This window comes from Serratia sp. CY71090 (genome assembly GCF_052166845.1).
Taxonomy (GTDB): domain Bacteria; phylum Pseudomonadota; class Gammaproteobacteria; order Enterobacterales; family Enterobacteriaceae; genus Serratia; species Serratia nematodiphila.
On sequence record NZ_JBJNOA010000012.1, the window covers coordinates 35,311 to 59,606 of the forward strand.

The 24,296-nt window shown below is 61.7% G+C and carries 19 protein-coding genes; 7 read left to right on the plus strand and 12 right to left on the minus strand.

Annotation, left to right across the window (positions count from 1 at the left end; translation table 11 throughout):
• The first annotated feature begins 106 nt into the window (after positions 1 to 106).
• Positions 107 to 1,006, plus strand: coding sequence for a LysR substrate-binding domain-containing protein (locus tag ACJ8OK_RS19980; protein WP_004930950.1), 900 nt, complete (start codon positions 107 to 109; stop codon positions 1,004 to 1,006).
• A 33-nt stretch (positions 1,007 to 1,039) separates the two neighbouring features.
• On the opposite strand, the gene ACJ8OK_RS19985 is transcribed toward ACJ8OK_RS19980, so the two are convergent.
• From ACJ8OK_RS19985 to ACJ8OK_RS19995, 3 genes are read right to left on the minus strand one after another with little or no spacing between them, the layout of a single operon-like run.
• The gene (locus ACJ8OK_RS19985) at positions 1,040 to 3,229 is read right to left on the minus strand and encodes a virulence factor SrfC family protein (RefSeq protein WP_033631866.1); all 2,190 of its coding nucleotides are present in this window, start codon (positions 3,227 to 3,229) and stop codon (positions 1,040 to 1,042) included.
• A complete protein-coding gene (locus tag ACJ8OK_RS19990) occupies positions 3,226 to 6,171 on the minus strand; it encodes a virulence factor SrfB (protein WP_033633561.1) in 2,946 nt (981 codons plus the stop codon). Before ACJ8OK_RS19990 ends, ACJ8OK_RS19985 begins: the two co-directional genes overlap by 4 nt.
• The gene (locus ACJ8OK_RS19995; RefSeq protein WP_033631868.1) at positions 6,171 to 7,412 is read right to left on the minus strand and encodes an SrfA family protein; all 1,242 of its coding nucleotides are present in this window, start codon (positions 7,410 to 7,412) and stop codon (positions 6,171 to 6,173) included. Before ACJ8OK_RS19995 ends, ACJ8OK_RS19990 begins: the two co-directional genes overlap by 1 nt.
• 294 nt (positions 7,413 to 7,706) lie before the next feature.
• Between ACJ8OK_RS19995 and ACJ8OK_RS20000 the strand changes: the two genes are divergently transcribed.
• Positions 7,707 to 8,624, plus strand: coding sequence for a DMT family transporter (locus ACJ8OK_RS20000; RefSeq protein WP_033631869.1), 918 nt, complete (start codon positions 7,707 to 7,709; stop codon positions 8,622 to 8,624).
• Here the strand turns inward: ACJ8OK_RS20000 and pdxR are convergent.
• Positions 8,621 to 10,114 carry a MocR-like pyridoxine biosynthesis transcription factor PdxR gene (pdxR, locus tag ACJ8OK_RS20005; protein WP_442530886.1) on the minus strand — a complete coding sequence of 498 codons (1,494 nt, stop codon included), beginning with the start codon at positions 10,112 to 10,114 and terminating at the stop codon, positions 8,621 to 8,623. The two genes, ACJ8OK_RS20000 and pdxR, sit on opposite strands and share 4 nt — an antisense overlap.
• 1,062 nt (positions 10,115 to 11,176) lie before the next feature.
• On the opposite strand from pdxR, the gene ACJ8OK_RS20010 reads away from it, so the two are divergent.
• The 5 genes from ACJ8OK_RS20010 (at position 11,177) to ACJ8OK_RS20030 (ending at position 16,756) form a co-directional block, all read left to right on the plus strand.
• Entirely contained in the window at positions 11,177 to 11,563 is a 387-nt protein-coding gene (locus tag ACJ8OK_RS20010) for a winged helix-turn-helix domain-containing protein (RefSeq protein ID WP_050501227.1), read from the plus strand.
• 118 nt (positions 11,564 to 11,681) lie between these two features.
• Positions 11,682 to 12,227 (plus strand): fimbrial protein, encoded by a 546-nt coding sequence (locus ACJ8OK_RS20015; protein WP_033631871.1) that lies wholly within the window; start codon positions 11,682 to 11,684, stop codon positions 12,225 to 12,227.
• Between the two features lie 55 nt (positions 12,228 to 12,282).
• Positions 12,283 to 12,987 carry a fimbrial biogenesis chaperone gene (locus ACJ8OK_RS20020; protein WP_033631872.1) on the plus strand — a complete coding sequence of 235 codons (705 nt, stop codon included), beginning with the start codon at positions 12,283 to 12,285 and terminating at the stop codon, positions 12,985 to 12,987.
• Positions 12,988 to 13,044: 57 nt separating this feature from the next.
• On the plus strand, positions 13,045 to 15,591 hold the full coding sequence (locus tag ACJ8OK_RS20025; protein WP_442530888.1) for a fimbria/pilus outer membrane usher protein: 2,547 nt from the start codon (positions 13,045 to 13,047) through the stop codon (positions 15,589 to 15,591).
• A gap of 73 nt (positions 15,592 to 15,664) precedes the next feature.
• Positions 15,665 to 16,756 carry a fimbrial protein gene (locus tag ACJ8OK_RS20030; protein ID WP_139806268.1) on the plus strand — a complete coding sequence of 364 codons (1,092 nt, stop codon included), beginning with the start codon at positions 15,665 to 15,667 and terminating at the stop codon, positions 16,754 to 16,756.
• A gap of 13 nt (positions 16,757 to 16,769) precedes the next feature.
• On the opposite strand, the gene ACJ8OK_RS20035 is transcribed toward ACJ8OK_RS20030, so the two are convergent.
• The 8 genes from ACJ8OK_RS20035 to ACJ8OK_RS20070 all read right to left on the minus strand — a co-directional run bounded on the left by ACJ8OK_RS20035 (position 16,770) and on the right by ACJ8OK_RS20070 (position 24,220).
• Positions 16,770 to 17,393, minus strand: coding sequence for a LuxR C-terminal-related transcriptional regulator (locus tag ACJ8OK_RS20035; protein ID WP_060557887.1), 624 nt, complete (start codon positions 17,391 to 17,393; stop codon positions 16,770 to 16,772).
• 109 nt (positions 17,394 to 17,502) lie between these two features.
• Positions 17,503 to 18,042, minus strand: coding sequence for a fimbrial protein (locus ACJ8OK_RS20040; protein WP_085337650.1), 540 nt, complete (start codon positions 18,040 to 18,042; stop codon positions 17,503 to 17,505).
• Positions 18,043 to 18,060: 18 nt separating this feature from the next.
• A complete protein-coding gene (locus ACJ8OK_RS20045) occupies positions 18,061 to 19,065 on the minus strand; it encodes a fimbrial protein (RefSeq protein WP_004930911.1) in 1,005 nt (334 codons plus the stop codon).
• Between the two features lie 14 nt (positions 19,066 to 19,079).
• Positions 19,080 to 19,691: a fimbrial protein gene (locus ACJ8OK_RS20050; RefSeq protein WP_004930909.1), complete on the minus strand. Its 612-nt coding sequence runs from the start codon at positions 19,689 to 19,691 to the stop codon at positions 19,080 to 19,082.
• A gap of 11 nt (positions 19,692 to 19,702) precedes the next feature.
• Positions 19,703 to 20,449 carry a fimbrial biogenesis chaperone gene (locus ACJ8OK_RS20055; protein ID WP_021505171.1) on the minus strand — a complete coding sequence of 249 codons (747 nt, stop codon included), beginning with the start codon at positions 20,447 to 20,449 and terminating at the stop codon, positions 19,703 to 19,705.
• A gap of 24 nt (positions 20,450 to 20,473) precedes the next feature.
• Positions 20,474 to 22,960 (minus strand): fimbria/pilus outer membrane usher protein, encoded by a 2,487-nt coding sequence (locus tag ACJ8OK_RS20060; protein WP_082997473.1) that lies wholly within the window; start codon positions 22,958 to 22,960, stop codon positions 20,474 to 20,476.
• Positions 22,961 to 23,046: 86 nt separating this feature from the next.
• Positions 23,047 to 23,598, minus strand: a complete 552-nt coding sequence (locus tag ACJ8OK_RS20065; protein WP_004930899.1) for a fimbrial protein — start codon at positions 23,596 to 23,598, stop codon at positions 23,047 to 23,049.
• 91 nt (positions 23,599 to 23,689) lie between these two features.
• Positions 23,690 to 24,220 carry a fimbrial protein gene (locus ACJ8OK_RS20070; RefSeq protein ID WP_004930897.1) on the minus strand — a complete coding sequence of 177 codons (531 nt, stop codon included), beginning with the start codon at positions 24,218 to 24,220 and terminating at the stop codon, positions 23,690 to 23,692.
• Between the last annotated feature and the right edge of the window lie 76 nt (positions 24,221 to 24,296).

The following is a 24,296-nucleotide window of genomic DNA, read 5'->3' on the forward strand; positions in this document are numbered from 1 at the left end:
AGTGGGGCTCATACAGCGTCTGCCCCGTCACGAGGCTAAAGATAACTTGGCAAGTTGTGACTTGATAGGACATAATTTGTCTAAGTTAAGTCCTTTGAGGTCTCACATGATCGATTTACGTCAGTTGAAATACTTTGTGGCGGTGGCGGAAGAAGAGCACGTCGGCCGCGCCGCCGAACGGCTGCACATTTCCCAGTCACCGCTGAGCCGGCAGATTTCCCAACTTGAGGAACGCCTCGGATTGATGCTGTTCGAGCGCAATCAGCAGCGCATCCGCCTGACCGCCGACGGCCAGACGTTTCTGGCAGAAACCCGCGCGCTGTTGACGCACGCCACCCGGCTCGAGTCGCTTGGGCGCCGTCTGGGGCGCGGGGAAGACGGCGGGCTGTGCATTGGCTATATCGAAAATGCGATGCACTCCGGCGTATTGTCGAACGCATTGCGGTCGCTGCGGGTTTCCCGGCCGGATGTGCACATCGTGCTTTACAGCCAGCCTTCTTTCATACAGCTGGAAGGGCTGCGGCAGCGCAGCCTGGACGTGGCGCTGGTCAATACGGTGCCGGATCGCGCGGATCCGGATTTTGAATATACGCAGGTGCTGGACGATCGCATGCTGTTGGCCTTGCCGCAGGCCCATCCGCTGGCGGAGCGGGAGACGCTGCTGCCGGCGGATCTCACCGATCAGGCCTGGATTTCGGTGCTGCACAAGGAGGATGCCCATTCGCGCGACGACTTCGTGGCGGCCTGCGTGAAGGCCGGGTTCGATCCGGATATCCGGCTGGAGGCGGGCGAGCCGCTGACCGCGCTGGGGCTGGTCGCCGCCGGGTTGGGGATGACGTTGATCCAGCACAGCCTGCGGCATAACGCGCCGCAAGGCGTAGTGCTGCGCGAACTGCCCTGGATGCAATACACCACGCAGCTGTGGGCCGTGTGGCACAAGGCCAACCTGCGCCCGCTGGTCACCCATTTCCGCGAAGTGATGTCGGCCGGGCCGGCCTGCCACTGACTGCGCGGCGGTGTCCGGCCCGGATGGCGTCCGCTATGACACAGCGCGCAGGGCGGCGACGATCGCCGCCAGTGCGGCGCGTTGCTCGTCTGCCAGCGCGGGCTGCGCCTGCGCGGCATTTTCCGCCAGCAGGGTCTGCAGGCCGATCAGCCAGTCATAGATATAAAATGCGGTATTTTTGGTTGGCGTCGGCGCCAGCCGGGTGAGCCGCTGCTGGCCGCTCCAGTCCACCGCCGGCTGCGGCGGTGGGGTAAAGATCGGTTGGCCGGGATTGACGCGGCTCTCGGGGCGCGTTGCCGCATCGCGCCGCTGGAAGCCGAGCCAGGCGACGAAGTCGCCCAACAGCGCCAGCGCCTGGCTGATCTGCCGATCTTCCCCCTGTTCCGGCAGGCCGCCGGCGCACAGCGCGCGCTCCAGCTCATCATCGAGCCGCTGGCGGCAGGCGGCGCCGATCAACGCATCAACCAGCAGTTCGAGATGCGGTTTGTCGACGCCGAGCAGATCCAGCAACCGGCGGCTGTCCGGCAGGCTGCGCAGATGGTTGATCCAATCCGCGAATATCCGCGCGGCAAAGGGTGACGTGGGGGGCTCGCCGGGCGCCGGGGTTTCCGGTGCGCCGAACAGATCGATGTCGAGCCCGAACGGCGCAGGCGTCGCCGGGGTCGGCGCGGCGTGCTGCTGTTGCTGGTAAAGCTGGCGCAGCGTATCGCGCTGGGGCAACAATCGTTCCAGCAGTTCGCCGTGGCGGCCGGCCTGCGCCTGCAGCGCGCGCAGCAGCTGTTGGGCGCGTTGCTGAGTCGCGTATGGATCGGCGGCGGTGAGCCAGTTGCCGAGCAGGCTTTCCGTCAGCTCGCGCTGCAACTCTTCGCGCAGCTCGAGCAGGCGCGCTTGCTTGTGGGCCGGGCGCGCCTGTGCGGCCAGGTAGTTCACCATGCGGCGGCAATCCTGCTCATCCAGCGCCAGCAGTGTGGCCCAGCTGTCACCGGGTTCGCCGACCTGGCGCTGAACGGCGTCGTCAGGGCGCGGTTTGCCTTCCTGGCGTGGGTCGAACGGCGTGATCGCCCAGATTAAACCGGGTTTGTGGCGCTGGCGCAGCGCCGGGGTTTCCCCCTGGGTGTGGTCTACCCAACCGGCGAGCGCCTGGCCGATGCGCGCGGCGTCCTGCGGCGTGGCGGCGGCATCGGCCACCAGCAGCAGGTTGGCGTGCAGGCCGTCCGCGCAGCGGGCCAGCAAATGGGCGCGTTTCGCCTGTTGCAGCCGCTGCGTCGGTTCCGCCTGCGGGCGGGCGCAGCTGCCGGGCAGGTCGATCAGCGCCACGTCGGCGGGCAGGCCCGCCTGCGCGGTTTGCGGCAGAACGGTGGTGACTTCGGCGGTCAACCAGACCAGATCGCTCAGCGCGATCTCCCGTTCACCGCCGTGTTCGGCCATCACGACGATTGCCGTGTCTTCCGGTGCGGCGCTCGCAGTCAGCAGCGTCAAGGCGCGGCGCGGAGCGTGAACCTGCCGGCTGTCACCGAGGGCATGCAGCGCGTGCGCCAGCTGGCGATAATGCGTCGTCAGCGTCGGTTCCTCTCCCCACAGCGGCGCAAACAGGCGCGCGCGATCGTCGATGCTCAGCTGCGGCGCCAGCGCCACGGCCTGCGGCCAGAAATGCCTGTCCAGCGTCTGTTGCCCCTTGTCGCCGTGGCGGCGTTGGCTATCCCACAGCGCCAGCACATCGCCGTCGCTGAGGCCGTCGGGGGCGATGGCTTGGCGGTGGCGCGCCAACGTTTGCAGATGGCCGGCGATCGCGCGGGCGTCCCAGTCCAGCCGGAAGCCGCCCATCGCGGCGGCATCGAGCGTGATGGCCAGCCACTGCGCTTCATTGAGCAGGGCGAGGGCGATCGGATACTCGGCGGGCCCCGCCTCGGCCGCCGTGCAGTAGCGCACCGCAAGCGAAAGGTCCGCGTTGAAGCGTTTCGCGCCGGGCGCCAGCGCCGCCAGCAGATGGGCCTTGGCGGCGGCGTTGTGGCCATACAAACCGATGGCGACCTGCGCAGGGCATGCGTTTTCCAACCGTGCGGCGCGGTTATGGCAACGGCGCAGGCGCAGCGTCAGGCGATCCGCCTCCTGTTCCAAACGGGCGGACTGCCGGCGTGCGGCGTCCACCCAGTCGATCGCCTGCAATATGCCGGCGCTGAGCGCGTTATTCGGGGCCGCTGGGGCGAAGGTTTGTGTGTTCATCGTGGGTAAATGCTCCCGCTGTCTATCCAGTAGTGGGTCGCACCGGAGGCGCTGGCAGCCAGGGTATTGAGTTTCAGTTGCAGGTGGTGCGCCGGGACGGGGCTGCCGTCGGCCAGCAGCGCCTGCGCGATCTTGACGCTCTCGGCGCCCTGTTCGGCGCTGGCGGTGATGGCCAGCCGCAGGCTGATCACCGCATCGCCGGCCAGTTTGCGCGCCAGTTGGGCGTCATTGATGGTCAGCGTATAGAGCGGCGAGGCCGGCCAGCGTTCGTTGTCCAACTGGCGGAACCCCAGGCGCAGCGGACCGCGCAGCTGGAAGCTGCCGGCGGGATCGAGCGCGAAATCGGCGCGATCCAGATCGATGTCGCGGTAATAGACGTTATCGTCCGCCAGCATGTTGTTACCGTCCAGCATGCCCAGATAACGAATGGTGGAGTAGGGTTGGAAATCCCCGACGTTGAAGTAAAAGCTCTCCAGCCGCAGGTCGATCGCCAGCAGGCACAGCATGGCGCCCACGGCGGCGGTGGATTTTGGGTTGTCGATGCGGCCGCGTTTGTTGAACGGGTACCAGCTGCGGGTGTGGTAGCCCTCAAGCGGCAGAATGCGGCTGGCGGGCAGCGGCTGCAGATGGCGCAGCAGCGCCTGCACGCCGGGGAAACGCGCCGGGCGGCCGGTCAATAGCAGCACGTCGCAGGTATACAGCGCCACCACCTCGGCCAGCAGGCGCAGGCAGCGGCCGATGCCGATGCGATCGGACAAGAAGGCGGCGTGCAGATCGGCCAGGCGGATCACCAGCGGGGTGTGCAGGATATCGAAGGCGTTGCTGTCGGCTTCGCGCTGCACTTCGCCGTTGATAAACGCCAGCACCTGCGGCGTCGGCGGCTGCGGCAGCAGATCGCCCAGGCTGGCGGCGATTTCCGCCCGGTTGTCCAGCGGGTCGTATTCTTCATAGGCGCCGAGCAGCGCGCGTCCGGCGGGCATGAAGATCTGCAGCGCGGCCTGCTGACGCAGGGTGGAAAGCCCGTCCATGCGCCCTTCGTTGCCGAACAGCCTGTCCATCAGCGCCGGGGCGGCGCTCACGCCGGCGGTTTCGAATGCCTGCTGCACGGCGGGCAGGATAAACTGCTGGATGGCGTCCAGCAGGATATCGTCGCCGGCGACTTTAAAGCCCTCGCGGAACAGCAGGCGCGGGTTGATTTTGATGTTGTTGCCCACGCCGTCGTCGAGCGAATAGTGCGTGATCGCCAGATCCGTGGTGCCCCCGCCGATGTCGATGGAGGCGATACGCAGCGTTTTTCCCGCCTGCTCACCCGGCGCCAACGGCCGGTCGGGCCGGGCCATGGCGGCGAAAAAGGCGTCGGTGCGGCCGGCGAAGTTCACCTGGGTTTCGTTGTACAGATAGACCATCTGACCGCAGGTGGCCTCGTCCCACTCCATCTGTACCTGCGGCGCCGGGAAGCGGGCGTGCGCGCCGTCGAACGGCGCATCCTGCGGGTGCCAGCCGAGGGCCTTCCACACCAGCCCGATCGCCTCCTGCATGCGGCGGCGGAAAATCTCGCGCTCCGGTTTCGGCATCGCCGAAGGCAGCGTCAGAATGATGGTGCGCAAACGGCGCGGCGCGGCGGCGTTCGGCATGCGGCTGCGCTGGGCGATGCTGTTGATCTGCATCAGCGCCTGCGCCAGCAGCTCGCTCAGCATCAATGTCATCACCGCGCTGCGGCTGTAATGGGCGGCGAACACCGGCAGCCGTTGCGCCGTCGGCAGGGCGGACAGCGGCACGCCTTCGTCGTTGATCAGGGTGGTCAACGGCGCGGCGGCGGCCATCGGCTCGTGCCGCTCGTTGAAGCGCCAGCCGGGCGCATAGCGCTCCTCGTCCCACAGGTAGCGGCGCGGGCTGGAAATGCCGGTGGTGCCTTCATGGCCCGTTCGCCGCTGCGCCAGCTGCGCGGCTTCGCGGCCGACGCGGGTGATGGACGGCCACTGGAAGGCGTCGTCGCGCCCGCTCTGGAACGACAGATGCGGCTTGCCGAAGCTGGCCTGAGAAAACTCCACCCGGCTCTCGAACAGCTCGTTGTAGACGCGGTGCGGTTCAGACAGCGAACGCAGCTGCAGCTCGTAGGTTTGCTTCAGGCCGTTGCTCTCTTCCGGGTGGTCTTCGACCAGCACGCCGCAGGTGTGCGAGTTGCCGACGTCCAGCACCAGATCGACGTCGATCGCCGGTTGCTGCAGCGTCGCCGCCACCATTTTTATCTGCGGCACCGCCAGCTGGTGGCCGAGCATGTGCAACAGGTTGAGGTAGTGCGCCTGATACTCGAAGGTTTTCAGCCCGGCGTTGATCTCCACTTCGGCGCGCTGCTCCCGCTCGGCGGCGCGCTGGCTGAACGCCTCGCGCAGCCAGCCGTCCACCCAGGTCAGATCGAGAAATTCGCCCAGCTCGTGGTTGCGGTGCGCCAGCGCGAAGCTCAGATCGGCGCCGAGATCGCTTTCGCCCGGCGCCAGCGCCTCCTGGCCGGGCGCGGCGGCGCGAGTGTCGAAGGCCAGCACCACGCGCAGCAGGTTGCCGTCCTGATCCGGTTCATCCAGCTGCACCACCTGCAGGCGCGCCCAGTTGTCCGGGCCCGACAAAAACAGGCCCGCCGGGGTGTGGCGCAAGAAGGGCAGCGGCAGCCAGAGCTTATCCAGCAGGCGCAGCGACTGCTGCAGCGGGTAGCTGAACTCCGGCCGCACCACTTCGGCGGCCTGGTCGCCCACGGCCGGCAACTGGTATTTGCCGCTCTCGGCCTCCCATTGCAGGCGCAGCAGCGGGCCGCTGGCGGTCTTGCGCACGAATTTGCCGGGAAACTCGGCGTCCAGCCGCGGGGTCAAGGCAAAGTCCAGAAACTGAATGCCGCTGTCCTGGATCAGCGTAATGCCGTGTTTGTAGTCCGTAAGGGGTGCCAGCATCATTTACTCTCGCGCTTGAACGTCATGGGATAGGTGGTGTCCGCATCGTAGCGGCCGGTGCACTCTGCCGCGCCGGTTTCGCCCTGGCGGCAGACGATCTCCGGGATCTGGTAGCGGCTGCCGTCGCTGCAGCGCGCCTTGGTGCGGCTGTTGATCACCAGATTGCCGGACTGCATCAGCCCGGCTTCAACCGCCACCCGGCAGCTGACGCCGTCGCCGTAGGCGATGACAGCGCTGCCCTTGCCGCCGTTCAGACGGTATTGCAGGCCGGGGCGCTTGCCGGTAATCGGGTCTTTCAGCGCTACCGTGGCGCGCCATTTGCCGTTAAGGAAACGGGTGGAACCGGCCTTCACCGCCTCGGGCGGCAGCACCAGCGCATTTTTGTCCAGCGGTTGCGGGATGGCCGGCGCCGGGGGCGGCGGCATCAGCGTCGCGTGCGCCAGCGGCAAGCGCAGCTTGGGCAACGGCGCGGCGGTTTTTTTCGGCGGCGCCGGATGCCGTACCTCAGCCGGCATCGCCGGTTGCGGCGGCGGTGAGCGGTGCAGCCAGGCGGCCAGCGCCGCACTGCCAAGCAACAGAACGGGCAACAGCCAGAGAGCGTGGCGCCGGCGAGCGGCAGGGGATTCGACGAACGCCGCCGGGGCGGGCGCCGGTTCGGGCTCGGCGGCCGGGGCTGGTTTTACCGGTTCGACAACGACCGGTTTGCGCGGAGCGGCAGCGATCGGCGCCGGTTTTTCCACTTCGACTTTCATCTCTGCGTCGATCGGGCGCAGGCAGGCCAACGGATCGTTCGGGCTCTGCGCCTGCGGCTTGATAAAGCCCCAGAAGGTCAGCACCGGTCGATCGTCCACCAGGTAAACGTGGTTGGGGTCGGGTATGTGCATCGCTTTGGCCAGCAGCGCGCCGAACAGGCGATGGCTGGGGTGATCGGTCGCCAGGGCCTGTTCCGTCAGGCTGCGGAAGGTCGTCAGGCTGTGTTCCAGGTGCCGTACCGCCTGCGCGCGCTGGGCATCGCTCGCCGCCAGCCAGGAGGTGACTTTGCCGGGAAAGGGCGCATACCAGTCGATGCGGGTGCCGCTTTCGTTCGGCTGGGGGATCGCCAGACAGTCGGCGGCCTGCTGCTGCCGGCGAAGGCGCAGGGTTTCCCGCAGCTGCTGCGCGCAGGCGTAGACCGGTTGCCCGTTCTCGCCTAAAGCCAGCACATCATCCAAACTGCCACTGCGTAAGAAGGGTTTCACCACGGCGCCGCACCTTGTCCTGTTCTGCAAAAACGCATAAAAGTCCATGATACCCCGCAGGCAGGGCCGCCAAACGGCCAAGGACAGCCCGAAAAACGCCCTTCTTTGGCGTTAGCGGCGCGCTTTGCTAACCGGCACAGTGAAAATCTCGCTATCTGGTCCTGTCTGTGAACCGTTTTATCTGAAAAATAGAACGCAGCCCCGGCAAGCGACGCCGGGCAACGATGTTCTCTTTCACTATGACATCGCCTCGCGGGTTGCCGATTTCGGTATGCCTCAGGCGTGCGGAGCGTTCACATGACGGACAGTCAGTCTGCAAAAACTCTCGTTGTTACCCCTGCACATCCCGCCGCCGGGCATTCGGCCCAGGGCTGGATGAACGGTTTTCTTGGCATGATGATCTTCAGCGGCTCGTTGCCCGCCACCCGGGTGGCGGTGCTGGAGCTCGATCCGCTGTTTCTGACGGCGGTCAGGGCGGCGATCGCCGCTTTGCTGGCCCTGTGCGCGCTGCTGATCACCCGGCAGGCGCGGCCGACGCGGGCGGATTTGCCGCCGCTGCTGTTTGTGGCGCTTGGCGTAGTCATCGGTTTTCCGCTGCTGACGGCGCTGGCGCTGCAGCACACCACGTCGGCGCATTCGCTGGTGTATATCGGCCTGCTGCCGCTGGCGACCGCCGGTTTTGGCGTTTTGCGCGGCGGAGAGCGGCCCAAGCCCGCTTTTTGGGCTTTTTCAGGCGTCGGCGCCGTGCTGGTGGGCGCTTTCGCGTTGAGCCAGGGGAGCGGCGGCGCCTGGCAAGGGGATGCGCTGATGGTCGGGGCGGTGTTGCTGTGCGGCCTGGGCTATGCCGAAGGGGCGGTGCTGTCGCGCCGGATCGGCGGCTGGCAGGCGATCTCCTGGGCGCTGGTGGTGGCGTTGCCGTTGACGCTGGCGGCCACCTGGCTGGTGGCACCGGCCGCCTGGCCCGTGGTCAGCGGCGCTGCCTGGCTGTCGCTGGTTTACGTCTCGGTGTTCAGCATGTGGATTGGGTTTATTTTCTGGTATCGCGGCCTGGCGCAGGGCGGCATCGCCGCCGTCGGGCAGCTGCAGCTGCTGCAGCCGTTCTTCGGCCTGGCGCTGGCGGGCTGGCTGCTGCATGAGACCGTCCAGCCGATGATGATCGCCGTGATGGCCGGCGTGGTGGTTTGCGTGTTCGGCGCCAAGCGCTTTTCCCGCTAGGCGCCGCTGCCGGCGCAAGCCAGGATCACCCGTCCGAGCCGTTCCACCGCCTGTTGCACCTGGCGGTCGGCGTAACCGCCCAACCCCAGCACCAGGCCCGGCTCACCGTGGCCGGGCGCATACATCGGCGACACCGCCCGCAGCGCCAACCCGGCTTCGTTGGCCTGCAGGGCGATCCGCACGTCGTCGAGATCTTTTCTCAGCCACAGCACCATGTGCATGCCCTGATCGCAGGGCTGCACTACCGCCAGTTCAGCGGGAATATGCGTGTTGATCGCCGCGATCAGCACCCGACGCTTCTCGGCGTAGACGCCGCGCATTTTGCGGATATGCCGGTCGAGATACCCTTCGGTGATAAAGGCGGCCAGCACGTGTTGATCCGCGCTGGGTGGATGGCGATCCATCAGGATCCTGGCGCCGCAAAAGGCGTCGACCAGCGGCGGCGGCACGATGGCGTAACCCAGCCGCAGCGACGGGAACAACACCTTGCTGAAGGTGCCGAGATAGAGCGTCCGCTCGGGCGCCAGCCCCTGCAGCGAAGGGAACGGGTGGCCGGCGTAGCGCATCTCGCTGTCGTAATCGTCTTCCACGATCCAAGCCTGCCGCTCTCTGGCCCAGGCCAGCAGGGCGCTTCTTTTCGCCATGCTCATCGGCATGCCCAGCGGATACTGATGCGACGGCGTGACAAAGGCGGCGCGGGCGTCGGCGGCCAGGCGCACACCGGCGGCGACGTCGATGCCGTCGTCGGCGACGGGCACCCTAATCATGCGCCGATCGCGGAACAGGCTATCGAAAATGGCGGTAATGCCGGCGTAGGCAGGATCTTCGACCCAGGCGCTGTCGCCGGCGTCCAACAGGATCTGCGCGGCCAAATACAGTCCCTGTTGGGTGCCGGAGGTGATGAGGATTTGCTGCGGCGTGCAGTTTACCGAGCGGGAACGGCGCACATAGTCGCAGATGGCTTCGCGCAGCGGCAGCGCGCCCAGCGGATCGCCGTAGCCCGACGGCGCGCCGGGGCCGCGGGCGCGGATGCGGTTGCCGAGCCGCCGCCAGATATCGTCGGGCGCGGTATCGCCGATTGGCACTGACACAGTGAACGGCACCGGCGGCAGCGCCCGCGCCTGCGTGGCAAAGCGCGCCAGATGCTGCGCCTGTGAAGAAAGCGGAACCGCTACCGCTGAACTCGCCTGCGCCGTGGCGTGCGGCGTGCGGCGCGGCGCCTGATAGTGGGCGACCCGGGTGCCGGAGCCGGGCTGCGGTTCGAGAAAGCCTTCCGCCGTCAGCTGAGCAAAGGCTTCCAATACCGTGCCGCGCGCCAGATCCAGCGCCGCCGACAGCCGGCGCGTCGAAGGCAGCAGATCGCCCGCTTTCAGATCGCCTTTGTGGATGGCCCGGCGCAGGGCCTGCGCCAGTTGGTGGCTTAGCTGCCCCGCCTGGCGGTCAATCTCGCCGAGGGCTGGGACGTCAACGACTTTGGCTGTTCTGGGCATGGATTCCGGCTCGCTTTGCAGTGCGAAAATGAGTATTCAGCGTAAACCACTCTTACTGTGTTCGCTAATGCGCCGTACCAGATTGAAAAAAGGAGCGCGAATCCGCGTTGTCGTGTTTGGGGGATGGCCGCGAGAACATTTTACCCGGTATTGTATGCGCTTCATTATTTTAGCGCTATTACCAGGCTTCTATAACGGGGTTACATAATGCAATGTTGCTTATCGGCGAATTTGAAATAAACCTCATCACCAAAATGTTTGGTGATGGCTTTCAGGCGTCAATCAGAGGCATGCTATATCTGTTGTGAATTGATTGATGGCGTGTGGGGCTAATGGTGAAGGTAGCATGCATTGTTACACTGCGTAGTGGAATGCCTAAGGTTGCGCAACTCTGCGGCTGTACACGCGTTTCGCGAAATTTCCCCAAGCTAAAATCGGCGATTTGGTATCTGGGATATATTTTTTATTAAAATCAACTAATCCCATTAGTCTTATATTCTGTTTGTTCTATTTCCTTTCTAATTTAAATTTACAAAAACCTATTTTATGTTTTTTTGTAGGTTTTTATTTTAAATTTAAAGATAATTTCAATATATAAAACTTTTTTCTTCGGGGTTTGTGTATCATGTCTCTGCGTTATCTGAATGGCTTTTTCTATCATAAATATTAATTCCATGATGAGAGGGTTGCCTTTTTAAGGACGGAAGGAAAACAGTCTGAGGCAGTGTTTTGGTGGGAGGTACGATGAAGATATAAATAGCAGGCTATGCTTTTCGTGTTTTTGGAATTTATATCTGATTTTTTTTGAAATGCGGGATTTAAGACTCATGATTAAAATCTAATGATAATCATGATTTATTGCACTGTGTGAAGATGACGGCAGTGGAATATATCGGTTGTCAGGCGCTTCTTGAGACTAACTTCTCATGGTTCTCGTAATATTGAATGGCAACTGATCAATTTTAAGGGATTGCCCAAGACTTTTCTGAATTTATAATGACATAAAGACATTATGAATTTAAATGATGCAGTTTTATTTTTTTATTCTTTCAGGGAATCTTAATGATGGAACGCCATCTCTTCGGTTTTATTATAGATCACGACATTCAACTGGACATCGCCAACAAGCGATTGGTGAGAATCAATTCTCTGGCGCCGGAAAAATGGGTGCACTTTAGCGCGGTGACATTAAATGATGCCATGGTGAGCTTACTGGTTTTTTTATTACAACACCATGGCGACGGTCGGAAATTCACCAAAGCGGAAATATTGCAACAGGTGTGGGATGACAACAGTTACTCGTCATCCAGCCAAAAACTCTGGCAAACCATTAAAGAGCTCAGATTAAGGCTCGATGTGATAGGTTTGCCGCATGACTTCATCGTTAATGTGAAGGGGGCGGGGTATACCCTTAATAACCCAGTCGTTACGCCTTTATTCTACGAGTGATTGTATTTAAAAGCGTAAAATAAAAGCGCGCATATCAATATTATCGTTCCTGCTTGGCGTTATTCATGGAAATAAAAGGTAATAGAATGCGTTATTGATAAAATAATCAGGAGTCTATATGAAAAAGTCCTCCGCAATAGTGTTTACCTTACTCGGCCTGTCTGGCTTGGTCGGCCAGGCGCAAGCGGCCAGCAACGGGACGATTAACTTTAGCGGCGCCGTTTCCGCGATGACTTGCGATGTGAGAGTCAACGGGCAGGCAGCCGATGGCAACATCACGCTGCCTGTCGTCACTCAGGATCAACTGAGCGTGATGAGTTGGACCGCCGGCCGCACGGCGTTTGAGCTGAAACTGAATAACTGCCAGGGCTCCCTGAAAACGGTGGCCGCTTACTTTGAGGCCGGCCCAGGGGTGGACTCCAGCGGGCGTCTGCATAACCTCACCGGCTCGGCGAAGAATGTCGCGCTGCAATTGCGTGAAGGTTCGGGATCATTCAATCCGATCGTGGCCGGCAGCCCAAGTCAAATAACGAATGCTACCTATCACACTATCGCTTCTACCGGTATGGCCACGTTACCGTATACGGTTGAATATTATGCCATGGGCGCAGCAAGCGCCGGTTCGGTAGTGAGTAATGTGGTGTATTCCCTGCAGTACAAATAACCATTTTACAGGGGGGCTCCCCCCTGTATTTATCAAAATTACTGGAGTGATGATTATGAGCAATAAAGCTCGCTTTTTTTCGTGCGCGTTTTTTTTGGCCGTGCTTGCCTCTTTTCCCATGATGGCTTCCGCCAGCGTAGTGATTAACGGTACGCGGGTTATTTACTCTTCGTCAGATAAAGAAACTACGGTGAGATTAAATAATGTGGGCAAATCGCCGGTATTAATTCAAAGCTGGATTGATGACGGCGATCCGAATAAAAAACCAGAAAATATCAATGTGCCTTTTATTTTGACGCCGCCGATTAACCGCATTGATGCAGGCAAGGGGCAGACATTGCGTCTGAGTTACACCGGTGCACCGTTGCCGGCGGATAAAGAGAGCGTTTACTGGCTTAACGTGCTGGAGATCCCGGCCAAAAAGCAGCTTAAAGGCGATGAAAGCCTGCTGCAAATGGCCTTCCGTTCGCGCATCAAGTTGTTTTTCCGTCCGGATGGACTGAGCGGTGACGCCAATGAGGCGGCAAAGCAGTTGAGCTGGTCCGTGACGCCGGGCGGCGTCAAGGCGACTAACCCGACGCCGTATTTTGTGTCGCTGGTCAGCCTTGCTGCCAACGGCAAGGAAACTGAGGGGCAAATGATCGCGCCGCGATCCGCGTTGGAATTTAAAGGCGTCAGCGCTGCAGCGGGAAAATCGTTAAGCGTCGAATTCGTCAATGACTACGGCGCCGTCAATAAATTCATTGCTTTGGTTAAGTAAGCGCGAGCGAAGTCATTAATGGGGCGAATATCGGCCGGGCGTGACGGGGAAAATAACATGAGCGGATATTTTAGCTTTGCGCGCGCGGGCCGCCATGGCGCGTGGCGTTTAACGCCGGCGGCGCTGTGCGTGCTCGGCGCATTAAGCGGCTCAGCCTGGGCCGAAAACGTCGAATTCGATCCGTCATTTCTGAATATGGGTAATCGCGAGCATGTCGATTTGTCACGCTTTGCACGCGGGGCGGCGGGGTTGATCGGAAAACATCGGGTGGCGCTGTATATCAATGAAGAAGCCACAACCAATAGAGAAATTGAATTCAAAACGCGCGCCGATGGCAGCCTGTATCCCTGCCTGACGTCGGACATCGTCAAGGCGATCGCGTTTAACGAGGCCGCGTTGCCGAAAGCGGCGCTGGCGCCACTGGCGCAGGGAGAGGCATGCTTCGATCTGCCGCGGCAAATCCCCGACGCGCAGATGAACTTTGATAGCGGCGAGCAGCGGCTGGATATTGTGATACCGCAGATTTATATGCGTAAAACCGCGCGCGGCAGCGTTGATCCGGTACAGTGGGACAGCGGCGTCGCGGCTCTGTTTCTGAATTACAACCTGAACGGCTATACCAGCTCGTCGCGCGGCGTGGACTACCAATCTTTTTACGCCGGTTTGTCCGGCGGCGCCAACCTGGGCGCTTGGTATCTGCGGCATAACGGCACGTATAGCTGGATGCAAAACGGCACTTCGCAATACGACAGCATCAACACCTTCCTGCAGCGCGATATTCCGCTGCTGAAGGGCAGAGGTGTGATCGGCCAGGCGAACACCACCGGTCAACTGTTCGATACGCTGGCGTTTAACGGCGTGCAGCTGGCCAGCGATGAGCGCATGCTGCCGGAATCGCAGCGCGGCTATGCGCCGGAAATCCGCGGCATCGCCAGAAGCAACGCCCAGGTGACCGTGCGGCAAGGTGGGCAGATCATTTATCAAACCACGGTAACGCCGGGGGCATTCCTGATCGACGATCTGTATCCCACCGGCTACGGCGGCGATCTGGAGGTTACGGTGCGCGAAGCCGATGGCGCGCAGAGTGTCTTCACCGTGCCCTATGCGGCGGTCACTCAGCTGCTGCGACCGGGGGCCGATCGTTATGAAGCGGTGCTTGGCAAGGCCGACAGTGACAGCCTGCGGGAAAAGCCCTGGCTGTATCAGGCGACCTACCAGCGTGGTTTATCCAATGCGCTCACTGCCTACGGTGGCCTGCAGGCCGCGGCCGATTATCGGGCCGTACAATTAGGGACGGCCGTCGGCACGTCGTTGGGTGCGGTGGGGATCGACGTGACCCAAAGCGACAGCCGCCTGAGCCGCGAGCGACGGCAAAGCGGGCAGAGCTATCGGCTCAGCTACAGCAAAACCGTCAACGAAACCAACAGCAGTCTTTCGCTGGCCGCCTATCGGTTTTCCACCTCAGGCTATATGGATTTCATGACCGCCATGCAGACGCGTGAGCGCATGGCTCCGGGTGAGGGGGATAACGCCGTTCCGCGTGCCAAGAATCGTCTGACCTTCTCTGTTGCCCAAGGGCTGGCGTCGGGATGGGGGCAACTTTATGTCAGCGGCTCGCTGCAGGATTATTGGAACGGGTACGGGCGTGATAAGCAGTATCAGTTGGGCTACAGCAACGGCTATCGGTCGGTCGCCTATGGCCTGAGCGCGGCGCGCAGCAAGACGAGTAACGGCAAGGCGCAAAATAGCTTTTTGCTGAATATCAGCCTGCCATTGGGGCGGCGCGACAAGGCGGGCGCGCCGCAGCTGCGCCTGGGCCTGGCGCATGACAGCAACGGGGCGAGGAGCCAGCAGGCGATGATTTCCGGCAATCTCGGCGCTGCCAATCAGTTCAGCTATGGCCTGAGTGCGATGAACGCCAACCGCAATGGCGGCAGCGGCTCGTTGAACGCTCAGTATCGCAGCCAGAGGGCGCTGCTCAGCGGCGCTTACAGCGCGGGCAAAGGCTATCGCAGCGGCTCCGCCGGGCTCAGCGGCACCGTAGTGGGGCATGCCGGCGGCGTATCGTTCAGTTCTTACGGTTCGGAAACGTTCGCTCTGGTGGAAGCGAAAGGCGCCGAAGGCGCCGGAGTTTCCACCTACCCGGGCGTCGCTGTCGATGCGCGCGGTTATGCGTTGGTGCCTTATTTAACCCCCTACCAGCTGAATGAAATTAGCCTGGATCCCAAAGGCGCAGCGTCCGACGTCGAGCTGGAAGAGACGACGCGCAAGGTCGCGCCTTATTCTGGCGCGTTGGTGAAAGTGAAATATAACGCCCGTAAAGGCATGCCGGTATTGATCGACACCGGGTCTGCGGGCGTGCCGGCGCCTTTCGGCGCCGAAGTGCTCGACGAAAGCGGCGCCGTGGTTGGCGCCGTGGGGCAGGGCGGGCTGGTTTATGCGCGCGTCGCTCAGGACAGAGGCGGTTTGCGGGTGCGCTGGGGGGCGGATCGCAATGCGCAGTGCGACTTGAATTATGTGCTGATGCCGCAGCAGAAAGGCGGTCGGCCGGTGTTGCAGCGCTTTAGCGCGCCGTGTCGCAGCGGCGTTGGCGCAGAACGATGAGATCTATTTTTGGCTTGAGAACGCCGCCGGGCACGGCTGCAGCGGCGCGTTTCAACGCGCGGGAGAGAATGAGATGACACAAAAAAACCGCCAGGTTATTTGGCGCGGCATCGCCTTGTTGGCGCTGTTGCTGGCTCAATCGGCGTGGGCCGACTGTTATTACAGCGATAAGTCGAGTATCAAGAACGATCTGACGGTCAATGCGCCTTTGGTGACCGGCAATATCAGTATTGGCGCAGATGTGCCGGTTGGCTCAGTGATCTATACGCAAAACTTTAATCCCTCATTCGGCACAGTATGGGTTAAATGCGATACGCCGCAGACGTTCGTCTCGCTGGTGATGGATTATGAAACGCCTCCGTACCCGTTATCGGGGTGGAGCTCGGCGAAATTCGGCAAAGTGTATGAAACCGGCTTGCCGGGGGTGGGCGTATTTATCGATAATCACTCGTTGGATACTTTCACGCTGCCGTATATTTCCAACGGTACGTTAGTGAAAGAGGATAATGGCTGGGCGAATAACCTGTTCAAGTATCGTATCCGCTTAATCAAGACTGGCGACGTGCAACCCGGTACCGTCACCGGCGCCGCTCTGCCCTGCCTGATGACGCGGGTGGGACCGACCGCAGCCCCCTTTACGGCGATGCGGCTGTGCTTTACCGGCGCTATCAACGTGGAAGCGAAAACCTGCACCACGCCCGATGTTTTCGTCGCCATGGGGAAATATGACATGGGGCGACATTTCACCGGAAAAGGCAGCGTAACCGAATGGAAAGACGCCTCGATCCGCCTGATGGATTGCCCGAGGTTTTACGGCACGGCCGAGGCCCAGTATTCGGATGACGGTACTGGCAGCATTAGCGGCGCGACCGGCAACAGTCTGACGCTTTCGTTGACGCCCAACACGTCGGTGATCGATGACGTCAATGGCGTCATGGGCGTGAAAGAAGGCAGCGGCAGCGCCGGCGGCGTAGGCATTCAGTTGGGATATGGAGCCTCTTTACCTCAGAGCGTACAGTTCTCGCGGGCAATCACCGTGCCGCTTTCTCCTGCAACGCCCACGTCTTTTACTATTCCGTTAAAAGCCCGCTATATCCAAACCGAGCCCACGGTCACGCCGGGTGCCGCCGACGCGACCGTGACCTTTAACATCAATTATTATTGAGTGGGCGGGCTGGTCAACTCAGCCCGCGCTGATTCAGCAGCACTTTATTCAACTCGCTGTTTTTACGCACGTTCAGCTTGCGCATCGCCGAGCGCTTATGGGCGCTGATGGTTTTCTGGCTGCGCTGCAGCAGGCCGGCGATGCTGCAGGCGGACATGCCGCTGCTCATCAACCCCAACACCTTTTTTTCGCAGTGGCTGAGCGCGGCGATGCGGCAGGCCTGGCATTTCCACATGCCGGCGGCGTGCAGCGCCATCCACGGATGCTGGATAAATTTCTCCAGCGCCATCTGCAACTTGAGGCGGATGGCGTAGGCCGAATCGCGCCGATGGATGCTGAACAGCGGCGGCAGGTTTTTCACCTGTTGCTGGGTCGTGTCGTCGAGGATCAGCAGAGTCAGCTGCCGCTGGCGCGGGATGCCGTAGGGGCTCTGGTAACAGCAGGCGCAGCCCCAGCGCTCTTCCGGCGTGCGGAACACGATTTCGATGTTATCCAACGCCTGCAGCGCCAGCGGCGAGAACTGCGGGTACAGGCGCTGGCATTCGTTCAGGGAGTGCAGATAATCCTGCAGCAGCAGACGCAGCCCCTGCTGGTAGAAGTTATCGCTGTCGAACAGCGTGAAGCGAATATCTGGCATGGGTGGCTCCTTAAAAGGCCGCGGCACCGCGCCGGAGCGAACGGTGACGGCCCATTGCCGGCGATAGCGCGCCGGGCGTTTTCCTGATTTCCCTGGGGCGGTGCGGGGCTTATTGGTACGCCAGCACAAAATTGGCGACGGACGTGAATTCGCCTTCGGTAATGCTTTGGTTCTGAATCGCGCTCGGCCGCCCTTGTACGTAGGCGGTGAAGTTCAGGTTGTTGGGGCCGTTTTGTAACGCGACGGCGCTGGTGGCCTTATTCAGAGAGATGTCCGCACCCTGATGATCGAACAGGGCGATGGCGGCGCCGTTCGCGCCGTTGTTGATCGCCAGCTTGCCCGGCAGCTCTCCGTCTTCGGCGCCGCTGAAGGTCACGCTGACGGATTTGAACACCGTGGTCTTGCAGTCGGTCAGCTTGATGCTGAATGGCACCGGCGTGGTGTGGCCGTAGCGGTACAGGGTTTTGACGATCACCGTGCCCATCTCCACCAGCTGATCGGCGGACTGCGGTTCGATATTGCACGGGCGGCTCACCACGGTGCCGTGGAACTGCACCGGCGCGCCGATAAGCTCGGTGTTCGCCGCCGCCGGCATGGCGGCAAACCAGCAGGGCGCGCAGCTCAGCAGCGCTAAAGCGCGTAGACGCATTTTCCGTTCCTCCCTCGGTTACTGGAATGCCGCCACGATGGTGGCCGATGCATTGAATTCCCCTTCGCCGATCTCTGCGCCGCCGTTGGCGAACGGCGCCGCCACCAGGTTCCAGGAGCCGCCGTTGCCGATGTTCGGCACCGGGTAAAACTCATTCGGGATAACCAACTGGCCGTTATGCGTCAGCCGGATGCCGAGATCGTTCTTGTCGGTTTTGAATACCTCGTTGCTGAAGGAGGCCGCCGTGCCCGACACCGCCAGCTTGATATTCAGCGTGCCGTCCTCGAAGCTGCCGCCCTCGCACTGGAAGCGCACCGGAATGCTTTGCGGGTAGTTCGAGCCGTTGAGATCGCTGCCGCCGATCTCGCCGAACTCCACGTTGATCAACTGGCCTTCGTTCACCACGCATTTATCGGGCACGTAGAGGATTGCGGACTGGATAAACACCTGCGCCATCGGGTTGGGGCCGAAACCGCCGTCGGTCGAGCCGAGGCGGCCGTACATCTCGATAATCTGCCGATCGTTAATCTCAACGCCGTTAATGATTTTTTTGCGCACCCGGAAGGTGATCTTGCCTTTGGAGCCGCTGCCGTAGTTGTTGACCTGCAAGTACGGCGGCTGGCAGCGGTGTTGGCTCAGCAAATTCGATTCGTTGTAAAAAGGCACGGTGACGTAGGCGTTCTTGTTGCCGGCGATCCACACCTCGGCTTTTAAATCCAAAAAGTCATTCAGCTTTAAATAGCCGTTGCCGTAGTCGGAGGGGGGCAACGCCGAATCCGACTTGTAAAAGTGCGGGCTGGTGGGGATAGGGGTATCGCAATACACCTTGCCGGTATAGGTGCCGCCCAGATCATAGGGAAACAGTTTGGTGAACCCCACCTGGTTGGTGATGTTGCTTTCATTCAGATCGATATAGAACTGTTTCGGCCCGCCGTCCGGCGTGACATAGCCGTTGGCCCAGGCGGCGGGGGCCGCCAGCGCGATCGCCAGCGGCAGGCAGAGTTTGGTCAGTTGAGTTTTCATTGCGTTCTCGAGCCTCACAGGTAAATCACCTGAATGTGCGCCACGGCGGCGAACCCGGCCGCCATCACCGCCCGCTGGGTGGATTCCACGCTGGCGCTGAACCACAGGGTGTTGCTGCCGGGCTGCAGAATGTAGGGGCGGCTGCGCTGATTCAGCTCCAGCGCCTGGCCCTGCTGGTCTTGCAGCCGCAGGCCGATGCCCTGTACGCCGCCGTTCAGCTTCAGCAGTGACGGGTTGTCGACGTCGCTTTCGCCGAGAAACACCAGCGTGGCGGCCTGCTCACCCTGCAGGTAGAGGCGGCCGGCATCGCCGTTGCGCGGGCCGGCCGGGTTATCCGCCAGCGCGCGCGCGCCCAGCAGGCAATTGCGGAACGAGAGACGAAAACGCACCGGCGCGCTGCGATCGCCGGCGTTGCGGAAGTCGCGTGCGCTGACGTCGCCCAGATCGACGGACTGATCCCGGCTGTCCGGCGTCAGGCTGCAGGGAGAGCTGAGCAGACCGCCGTGAAAGCTGACGGTGCCGGTGGTGCCTTCGATCACGCCCAGCGGCGTTGCCGCCAGCGCGCCGCCGCCGCACAGCAGTGCGCCGAGCAGCAGAGGGCGCAGTCGATCGGTGAATTCAGCCATGCTGGACCTCCTTATTTTTTCTCGGGCACGGCGGTGCAAACGCCGCCATTGCAGACGAAGCGAAGCTCCGGATGGCCGCCGTAGTCGTTGATGTAGGTGATGACGAAGCTGTTCATGCCGGTGTCGTGCAGCTTGAGGCTTTCGCTGGATTTCGGCTTCAGCATCAGCGGCTGAAAGCCGCCGATCGCGCCGCCGCCCTGTTTTTGCGTCTGCCGCGTCATGCCGGTCAGGGTGATGTAAAACGGCGTCGGGTTGTCGACGGTGATGGCGCCGCCGCTTTTACGGAACACCAGCTTTTCCTGCCACACTTCACCCTTGGGCGCGACAATCGCCTTCGGCCGGTAAAACAGCTTGATCTGCGTCTGCAGCGCCAGCTGCATCACGTTGGTTTTGGTGCTTTTCGGCGGGATCTCGCGCAGGTTGAAGTAGAACACCGACTCGCGATCCTGCGGCAGGCGATCCGCTTCCGGCGTCTTGGTGATGCGCACCACGCTGCGCTCGCTCGGCTCCACGCGCTGCAACGGCGGCAGCACCACCAGCGGCGAGGTGATTTTCTGATGCTGCTCGTTCTCCAGCCAGGACTGCGCCAGGAAAGGCAGCTCTTTGTTTTCGTTGACGATATTCAGGCTGATCGATTTGGCGTCGCTCACATAGACGGCGCGCGTGCGATCCAGCGATATCGCCGCGTCGGCGGTGGGCAGTACGGCGCTCAGGGCCAGGCCGGCGGCGGTCAGTAGCGTTATCGGGTGTTTGTTCATGTCATTATTTCTCAGCGTTACGGATTACAGGGTGGCGCACGGCAGCAGCAGCTGGTCCAGCGGCTTGGCGGCGCCCGGGATCACGATGCGGCAGCGGCGTTGGCCTTCCCAGGCGACATCCAGTTTTTCCTCCGGCTGTACGCCGGTCAGATAGACCGAGCCGCCGTCGTTGACCACCGCGACCTCGCGGCCTTTCTCGCTCAGCACCGCGGCGCCGAACGGCGGTTCGCTGCCGTCCGCGAGGCGAATGGTGGCCAGCAGCTTGCTGCCTTTCACCACCTCGAAGTGGCGGTAGCCGATGGCGCCTTCGGTCAGCGTGCCTTGCACCACGGCGCGAGTGGCCTCGACGTCGTCCGCCAGCTTGTTGACGTCGATACGGGTGTCGGTGTTGTAGTAGCTGGTGATGTCGGAAATCACCGCCAGCCCGAAACGGTTGCTGTAGGCGCGGCCGTTGTTGATCGGCACGCCGGCGATGCCGTCGGTGTCGAGCATCATGCGGCTGCCGCCGTTGCTCGAGTTCTGATGCGCCGCGATGCCGTGCCGGGTCGCGGTGAGACCGCCGCGGAACGAGCCGCCGATCGACGAGTAGCTGTCCTGCTGGTAAGAGGCGCTGGCGTTCAGCGAGCCGAACGAGGCGTTGTGGGTGTAGTACCCGCGCGCCAGCGATTTGCCGGACTGGTTAAAGCCGCCGCTGACCTGCCAGGTATTGTCCGGATCGCTGTAGTCGTTGTACGACGCGGTCTGCGTGACGTCGCCGTTGTTGGTTTGCAGCGCATAGCCGACGCGCCGACGATCGCCGATCGGTACGGTGAAGTTGAGCATCACGCTGTCGTCGGTGCGGCCCTGGTAATAGGTGCGGTAAGCCGACAGCGAGGCGGTGATGTTGCTGATATCGCCGATGCTGAACAACTTGCTGGTCGACAGCCCGTAACGATCCTGGGTTCGCGCGTCCCAATAGGTCTGGTGCGAGTAAGTCAGATAGGTGGTGATCGCCCTGGCGCTGTCTTCCGCCATAAAGGTTTTACTGGCGGTGATGGTATACAGCTCTTTCTGACGGCCGTTGTAATTCTTGTCGTAATCGCCGTAGCGCTCCTGCAGATACTGCGACATGTTCATGAATTTGCGTTGCGAGAAGCGGTAGCCGGCGAAGGTGATCTGGCTGTTCAGCTCGTCGAAGCGTTTGGCGTAGTTGAGCTTGAACGACATGCCGCTGGCGGTCGGCTCGCCGGGCAGGCGAGCGATCGACTGGGTGACGTCCAGCGACATGGCGCCGAACACGTTCAGATCGCGGCCGAGGCCGAGCGCCCAGGCGTTATAGTCGCCGCCGAGCAGCGCGCCACCATACAGCGACCAGGCGTTGCTCAGCCCCCAGGAGAAGTCGCTGGCGGAAAACAGCGGCCCCTGGGTGCGGTGGTCGTAGGCCGAGGTTTTGCCGAGCGCCACGTTGTAGCGCACGTAGCCCGGGCGGGTCAGGTACGGAATGGTGGCGGTATCCACCTGGAAGGTCGAAACGGTGCCGTCCTGCTCTTCCACCTTGACGTCCAGCTTGCCGCGCACCGAGCTGTTGAGATCCTGGATGGCGAACGGCCCGGCGGGCACGGTGGTTTCGTACAGCGTGCGGCCTTCCTGCGAGACGGTGATCTTGGCGTTGCTCTTGGCGATGCCGCGCACTTCCGGCGCGTAGCCCTGCAGGTTAGGCGGCAGCATGCGCTCGTCGCTGGCCAGGTTGAGGCCGGTGAAGCGATAGGCGTCGAACACCCCGGAGTCGAGATAGATCTCACCCAGCGTCAGCTTGGCGGCCTGCATCGGCAGCGCGCGGTAGGCGTAGATCTGGTTCCAGTCGAAACCGGTGCTGCGATCGCCGGCCTGCTGATTGTAATTGGCCTGGTAGTCCGCGCGCAGGCGCCAGGGGCCCAGGTTGGCGCCCAGCGTACCGTAGCTGCTCAGGTTCTGGGCGGTGTTGTTGTTATGGCTCTGTTTGCCTAGCTGACCGCTGACGTTGTAATCCAGCAGCAGGCCGGGAATGCCGTCGTCCCACTGCTCGGGCGGCGTCCAGTCGGGATCGGAGTATTTCATCCACGCCTGCGGGATGGTGATCGCCAGCACGCCGCCGCCGATGCGATCGGAGATGGTCGCGCCTTTGATGCCGCGAATGTCGGCGCACTGGTTGTCGTGCCACAGGGTGACTTTTTTGGCCGCTTCTTCTTTCAGCGCCATTTTTTCCACCAGATCAGGCGGCAGGCACACCTGGCTGCCGCTCTTGTTATCCGGCGACGGGAAATACTGAATGCTGCGCTGGGGCAGCGTTTTCTGGTTGATCTTGATGTCCAGCAAATAAGCGCCGGGCATGACGTAGTCGGCGTCGGAGAAGCGCGAAAGATCCACTTTGCTGCGCTCGCCGATATCCAGGACGTCGGTATTGAATTCCGTGGCGGAAAATGCCGGACGCACCCAGAGGAAAGACAGAATGACGAGGAGAGGTAGGTGTTTCCGTGTCTGTAATGACGTCATAGCATAATCACTCATGGCAAGTCCGCGCCCAATAGCAGGTCATCCGTACGACCTGAATACGTAATGCTGTGCAGCGCCCGCCGGCGCTAGAGATAAGACAGGGTGAATTTGGCCAGAGAGCTGAAGCCGCCCGCCCGCGCCTTGTCGGGATGCAGGCGCAACTGCGCGCCAAAGCGCAGCGTGTTGTCGCCGGCGACGATCTGGTAATCCGCCGTCGTGCTGCCGAGCGGGATCGGCGTGCCGGCATCGTTCAACAGCTCGATAGCCACGCCCTTCGCCTCGCCGTAAACGCCGAGCAGGGAAGGATCCCCGCTGTCGGCGGTGCCGTCGAACGTGACGTTGGCCGCGCGATAGATGAAGTCAGGCTTCACCTGGCTGGCCAGCTCGCAGTTCACCAGTTTGATCGTGAAATGGCGGCGGCTGCCGATCAGCACCGACTGCCCATCCTGCGAGGCGTCGGTCATGGAAATCAGACCAAAATCGACGGTTTGATCCAGGCTGTCGCTGGCGATGCCGCACGGCGTTTCAACGATGGTGCCGCCTAGGCTGACTTTGCCGTGGCCCTGATTTTTCGCTGCCGCCGCCGCGCTGCCGACGCTGAGCGCGATGAGCAACAGGCCGCAAAGGCGGATAGTCATGCTGGCGTCTCCCTGTCTTTCCCTGTTCCCTTGCCGGTATCCTCGGCATGCAATAAAGCGGGGGATGCCCTGAGACATCCCCTGTGGGGTATTACAGGTAAGCCAGGGTGAAGTTCGCCACGCTGGTGAAGTCGCCCGGCACCACGGCGCTTGAGGCGCTGCTGCCCTGCAGATAAGCGGCGAATTTCAGCGAGTTGTCGCCGTCGTTCAGGCCCTGACCGTCGGTCGCGGTGCCCAGTTCCACCTCTTTGGAGTGCAGGTTGTCGTAGATCACGATGCCGGCGCCGGTTGCCGTGCCGCTCAGGGCCAGCAGTTTGTTGTTGACCGGATCAGGCGTGCCGGTAAAGGTCACTTTGACGTTTTTCATGGTGGAGATGGAGCAATCTTTCAGTTCGATGTTGAAAGGCTGCATGCTGGATTTACCCTGGTTGGCCAGGATGCGGCTGCTGATCTGGCCCATCGGCACGGTTTGGTCAACGGATTCCGGCGCGACGCTGCATGGCGCATCGATAATTTCGCCGGTAAAGGTGACTTTACCGCTGCCCTGATTAGATGCGGCATGAGCAACAGATGCGGAAGCGAAAGCAATCATGGTTGCCAGCATTAATTTATTCAGTTTCATTTCTCAGGTTCCTGTAGAGAGTTTTTAAATAAAAAGAACAGCACATCTAAATCCCCCGCGGCGGTGGCAACGCCAT

Excerpts from the sequence above, each read along its gene's own strand:
- ACJ8OK_RS19980 (WP_004930950.1), top strand. The coding sequence starts at position 107 with ATGATCGATTTACGTCAGTTGAAATACTTTGTGGCGGTGGCGGAAGAA.
- ACJ8OK_RS19985 (WP_033631866.1), bottom strand. The coding sequence starts at position 3,229 with ATGAACACACAAACCTTCGCCCCAGCGGCCCCGAATAACGCGCTCAGC.
- ACJ8OK_RS19990 (WP_033633561.1), bottom strand. The coding sequence starts at position 6,171 with ATGCTGGCACCCCTTACGGACTACAAACACGGCATTACGCTGATCCAG.
- ACJ8OK_RS20000 (WP_033631869.1), top strand. The coding sequence starts at position 7,707 with ATGACGGACAGTCAGTCTGCAAAAACTCTCGTTGTTACCCCTGCACAT.
- pdxR (WP_442530886.1), bottom strand. The coding sequence starts at position 10,114 with ATGCCCAGAACAGCCAAAGTCGTTGACGTCCCAGCCCTCGGCGAGATT.
- ACJ8OK_RS20010 (WP_050501227.1), top strand. The coding sequence starts at position 11,177 with ATGATGGAACGCCATCTCTTCGGTTTTATTATAGATCACGACATTCAA.
- ACJ8OK_RS20015 (WP_033631871.1), top strand. The coding sequence starts at position 11,682 with ATGAAAAAGTCCTCCGCAATAGTGTTTACCTTACTCGGCCTGTCTGGC.
- ACJ8OK_RS20020 (WP_033631872.1), top strand. The coding sequence starts at position 12,283 with ATGAGCAATAAAGCTCGCTTTTTTTCGTGCGCGTTTTTTTTGGCCGTG.
- ACJ8OK_RS20025 (WP_442530888.1), top strand. The coding sequence starts at position 13,045 with ATGAGCGGATATTTTAGCTTTGCGCGCGCGGGCCGCCATGGCGCGTGG.
- ACJ8OK_RS20030 (WP_139806268.1), top strand. The coding sequence starts at position 15,665 with ATGACACAAAAAAACCGCCAGGTTATTTGGCGCGGCATCGCCTTGTTG.
- ACJ8OK_RS20035 (WP_060557887.1), bottom strand. The coding sequence starts at position 17,393 with ATGCCAGATATTCGCTTCACGCTGTTCGACAGCGATAACTTCTACCAG.
- ACJ8OK_RS20040 (WP_085337650.1), bottom strand. The coding sequence starts at position 18,042 with ATGCGTCTACGCGCTTTAGCGCTGCTGAGCTGCGCGCCCTGCTGGTTT.
- ACJ8OK_RS20045 (WP_004930911.1), bottom strand. The coding sequence starts at position 19,065 with ATGAAAACTCAACTGACCAAACTCTGCCTGCCGCTGGCGATCGCGCTG.
- ACJ8OK_RS20050 (WP_004930909.1), bottom strand. The coding sequence starts at position 19,691 with ATGGCTGAATTCACCGATCGACTGCGCCCTCTGCTGCTCGGCGCACTG.
- ACJ8OK_RS20055 (WP_021505171.1), bottom strand. The coding sequence starts at position 20,449 with ATGAACAAACACCCGATAACGCTACTGACCGCCGCCGGCCTGGCCCTG.
- ACJ8OK_RS20060 (WP_082997473.1), bottom strand. The coding sequence starts at position 22,960 with ATGACGTCATTACAGACACGGAAACACCTACCTCTCCTCGTCATTCTG.
- ACJ8OK_RS20065 (WP_004930899.1), bottom strand. The coding sequence starts at position 23,598 with ATGACTATCCGCCTTTGCGGCCTGTTGCTCATCGCGCTCAGCGTCGGC.
- ACJ8OK_RS20070 (WP_004930897.1), bottom strand. The coding sequence starts at position 24,220 with ATGAAACTGAATAAATTAATGCTGGCAACCATGATTGCTTTCGCTTCC.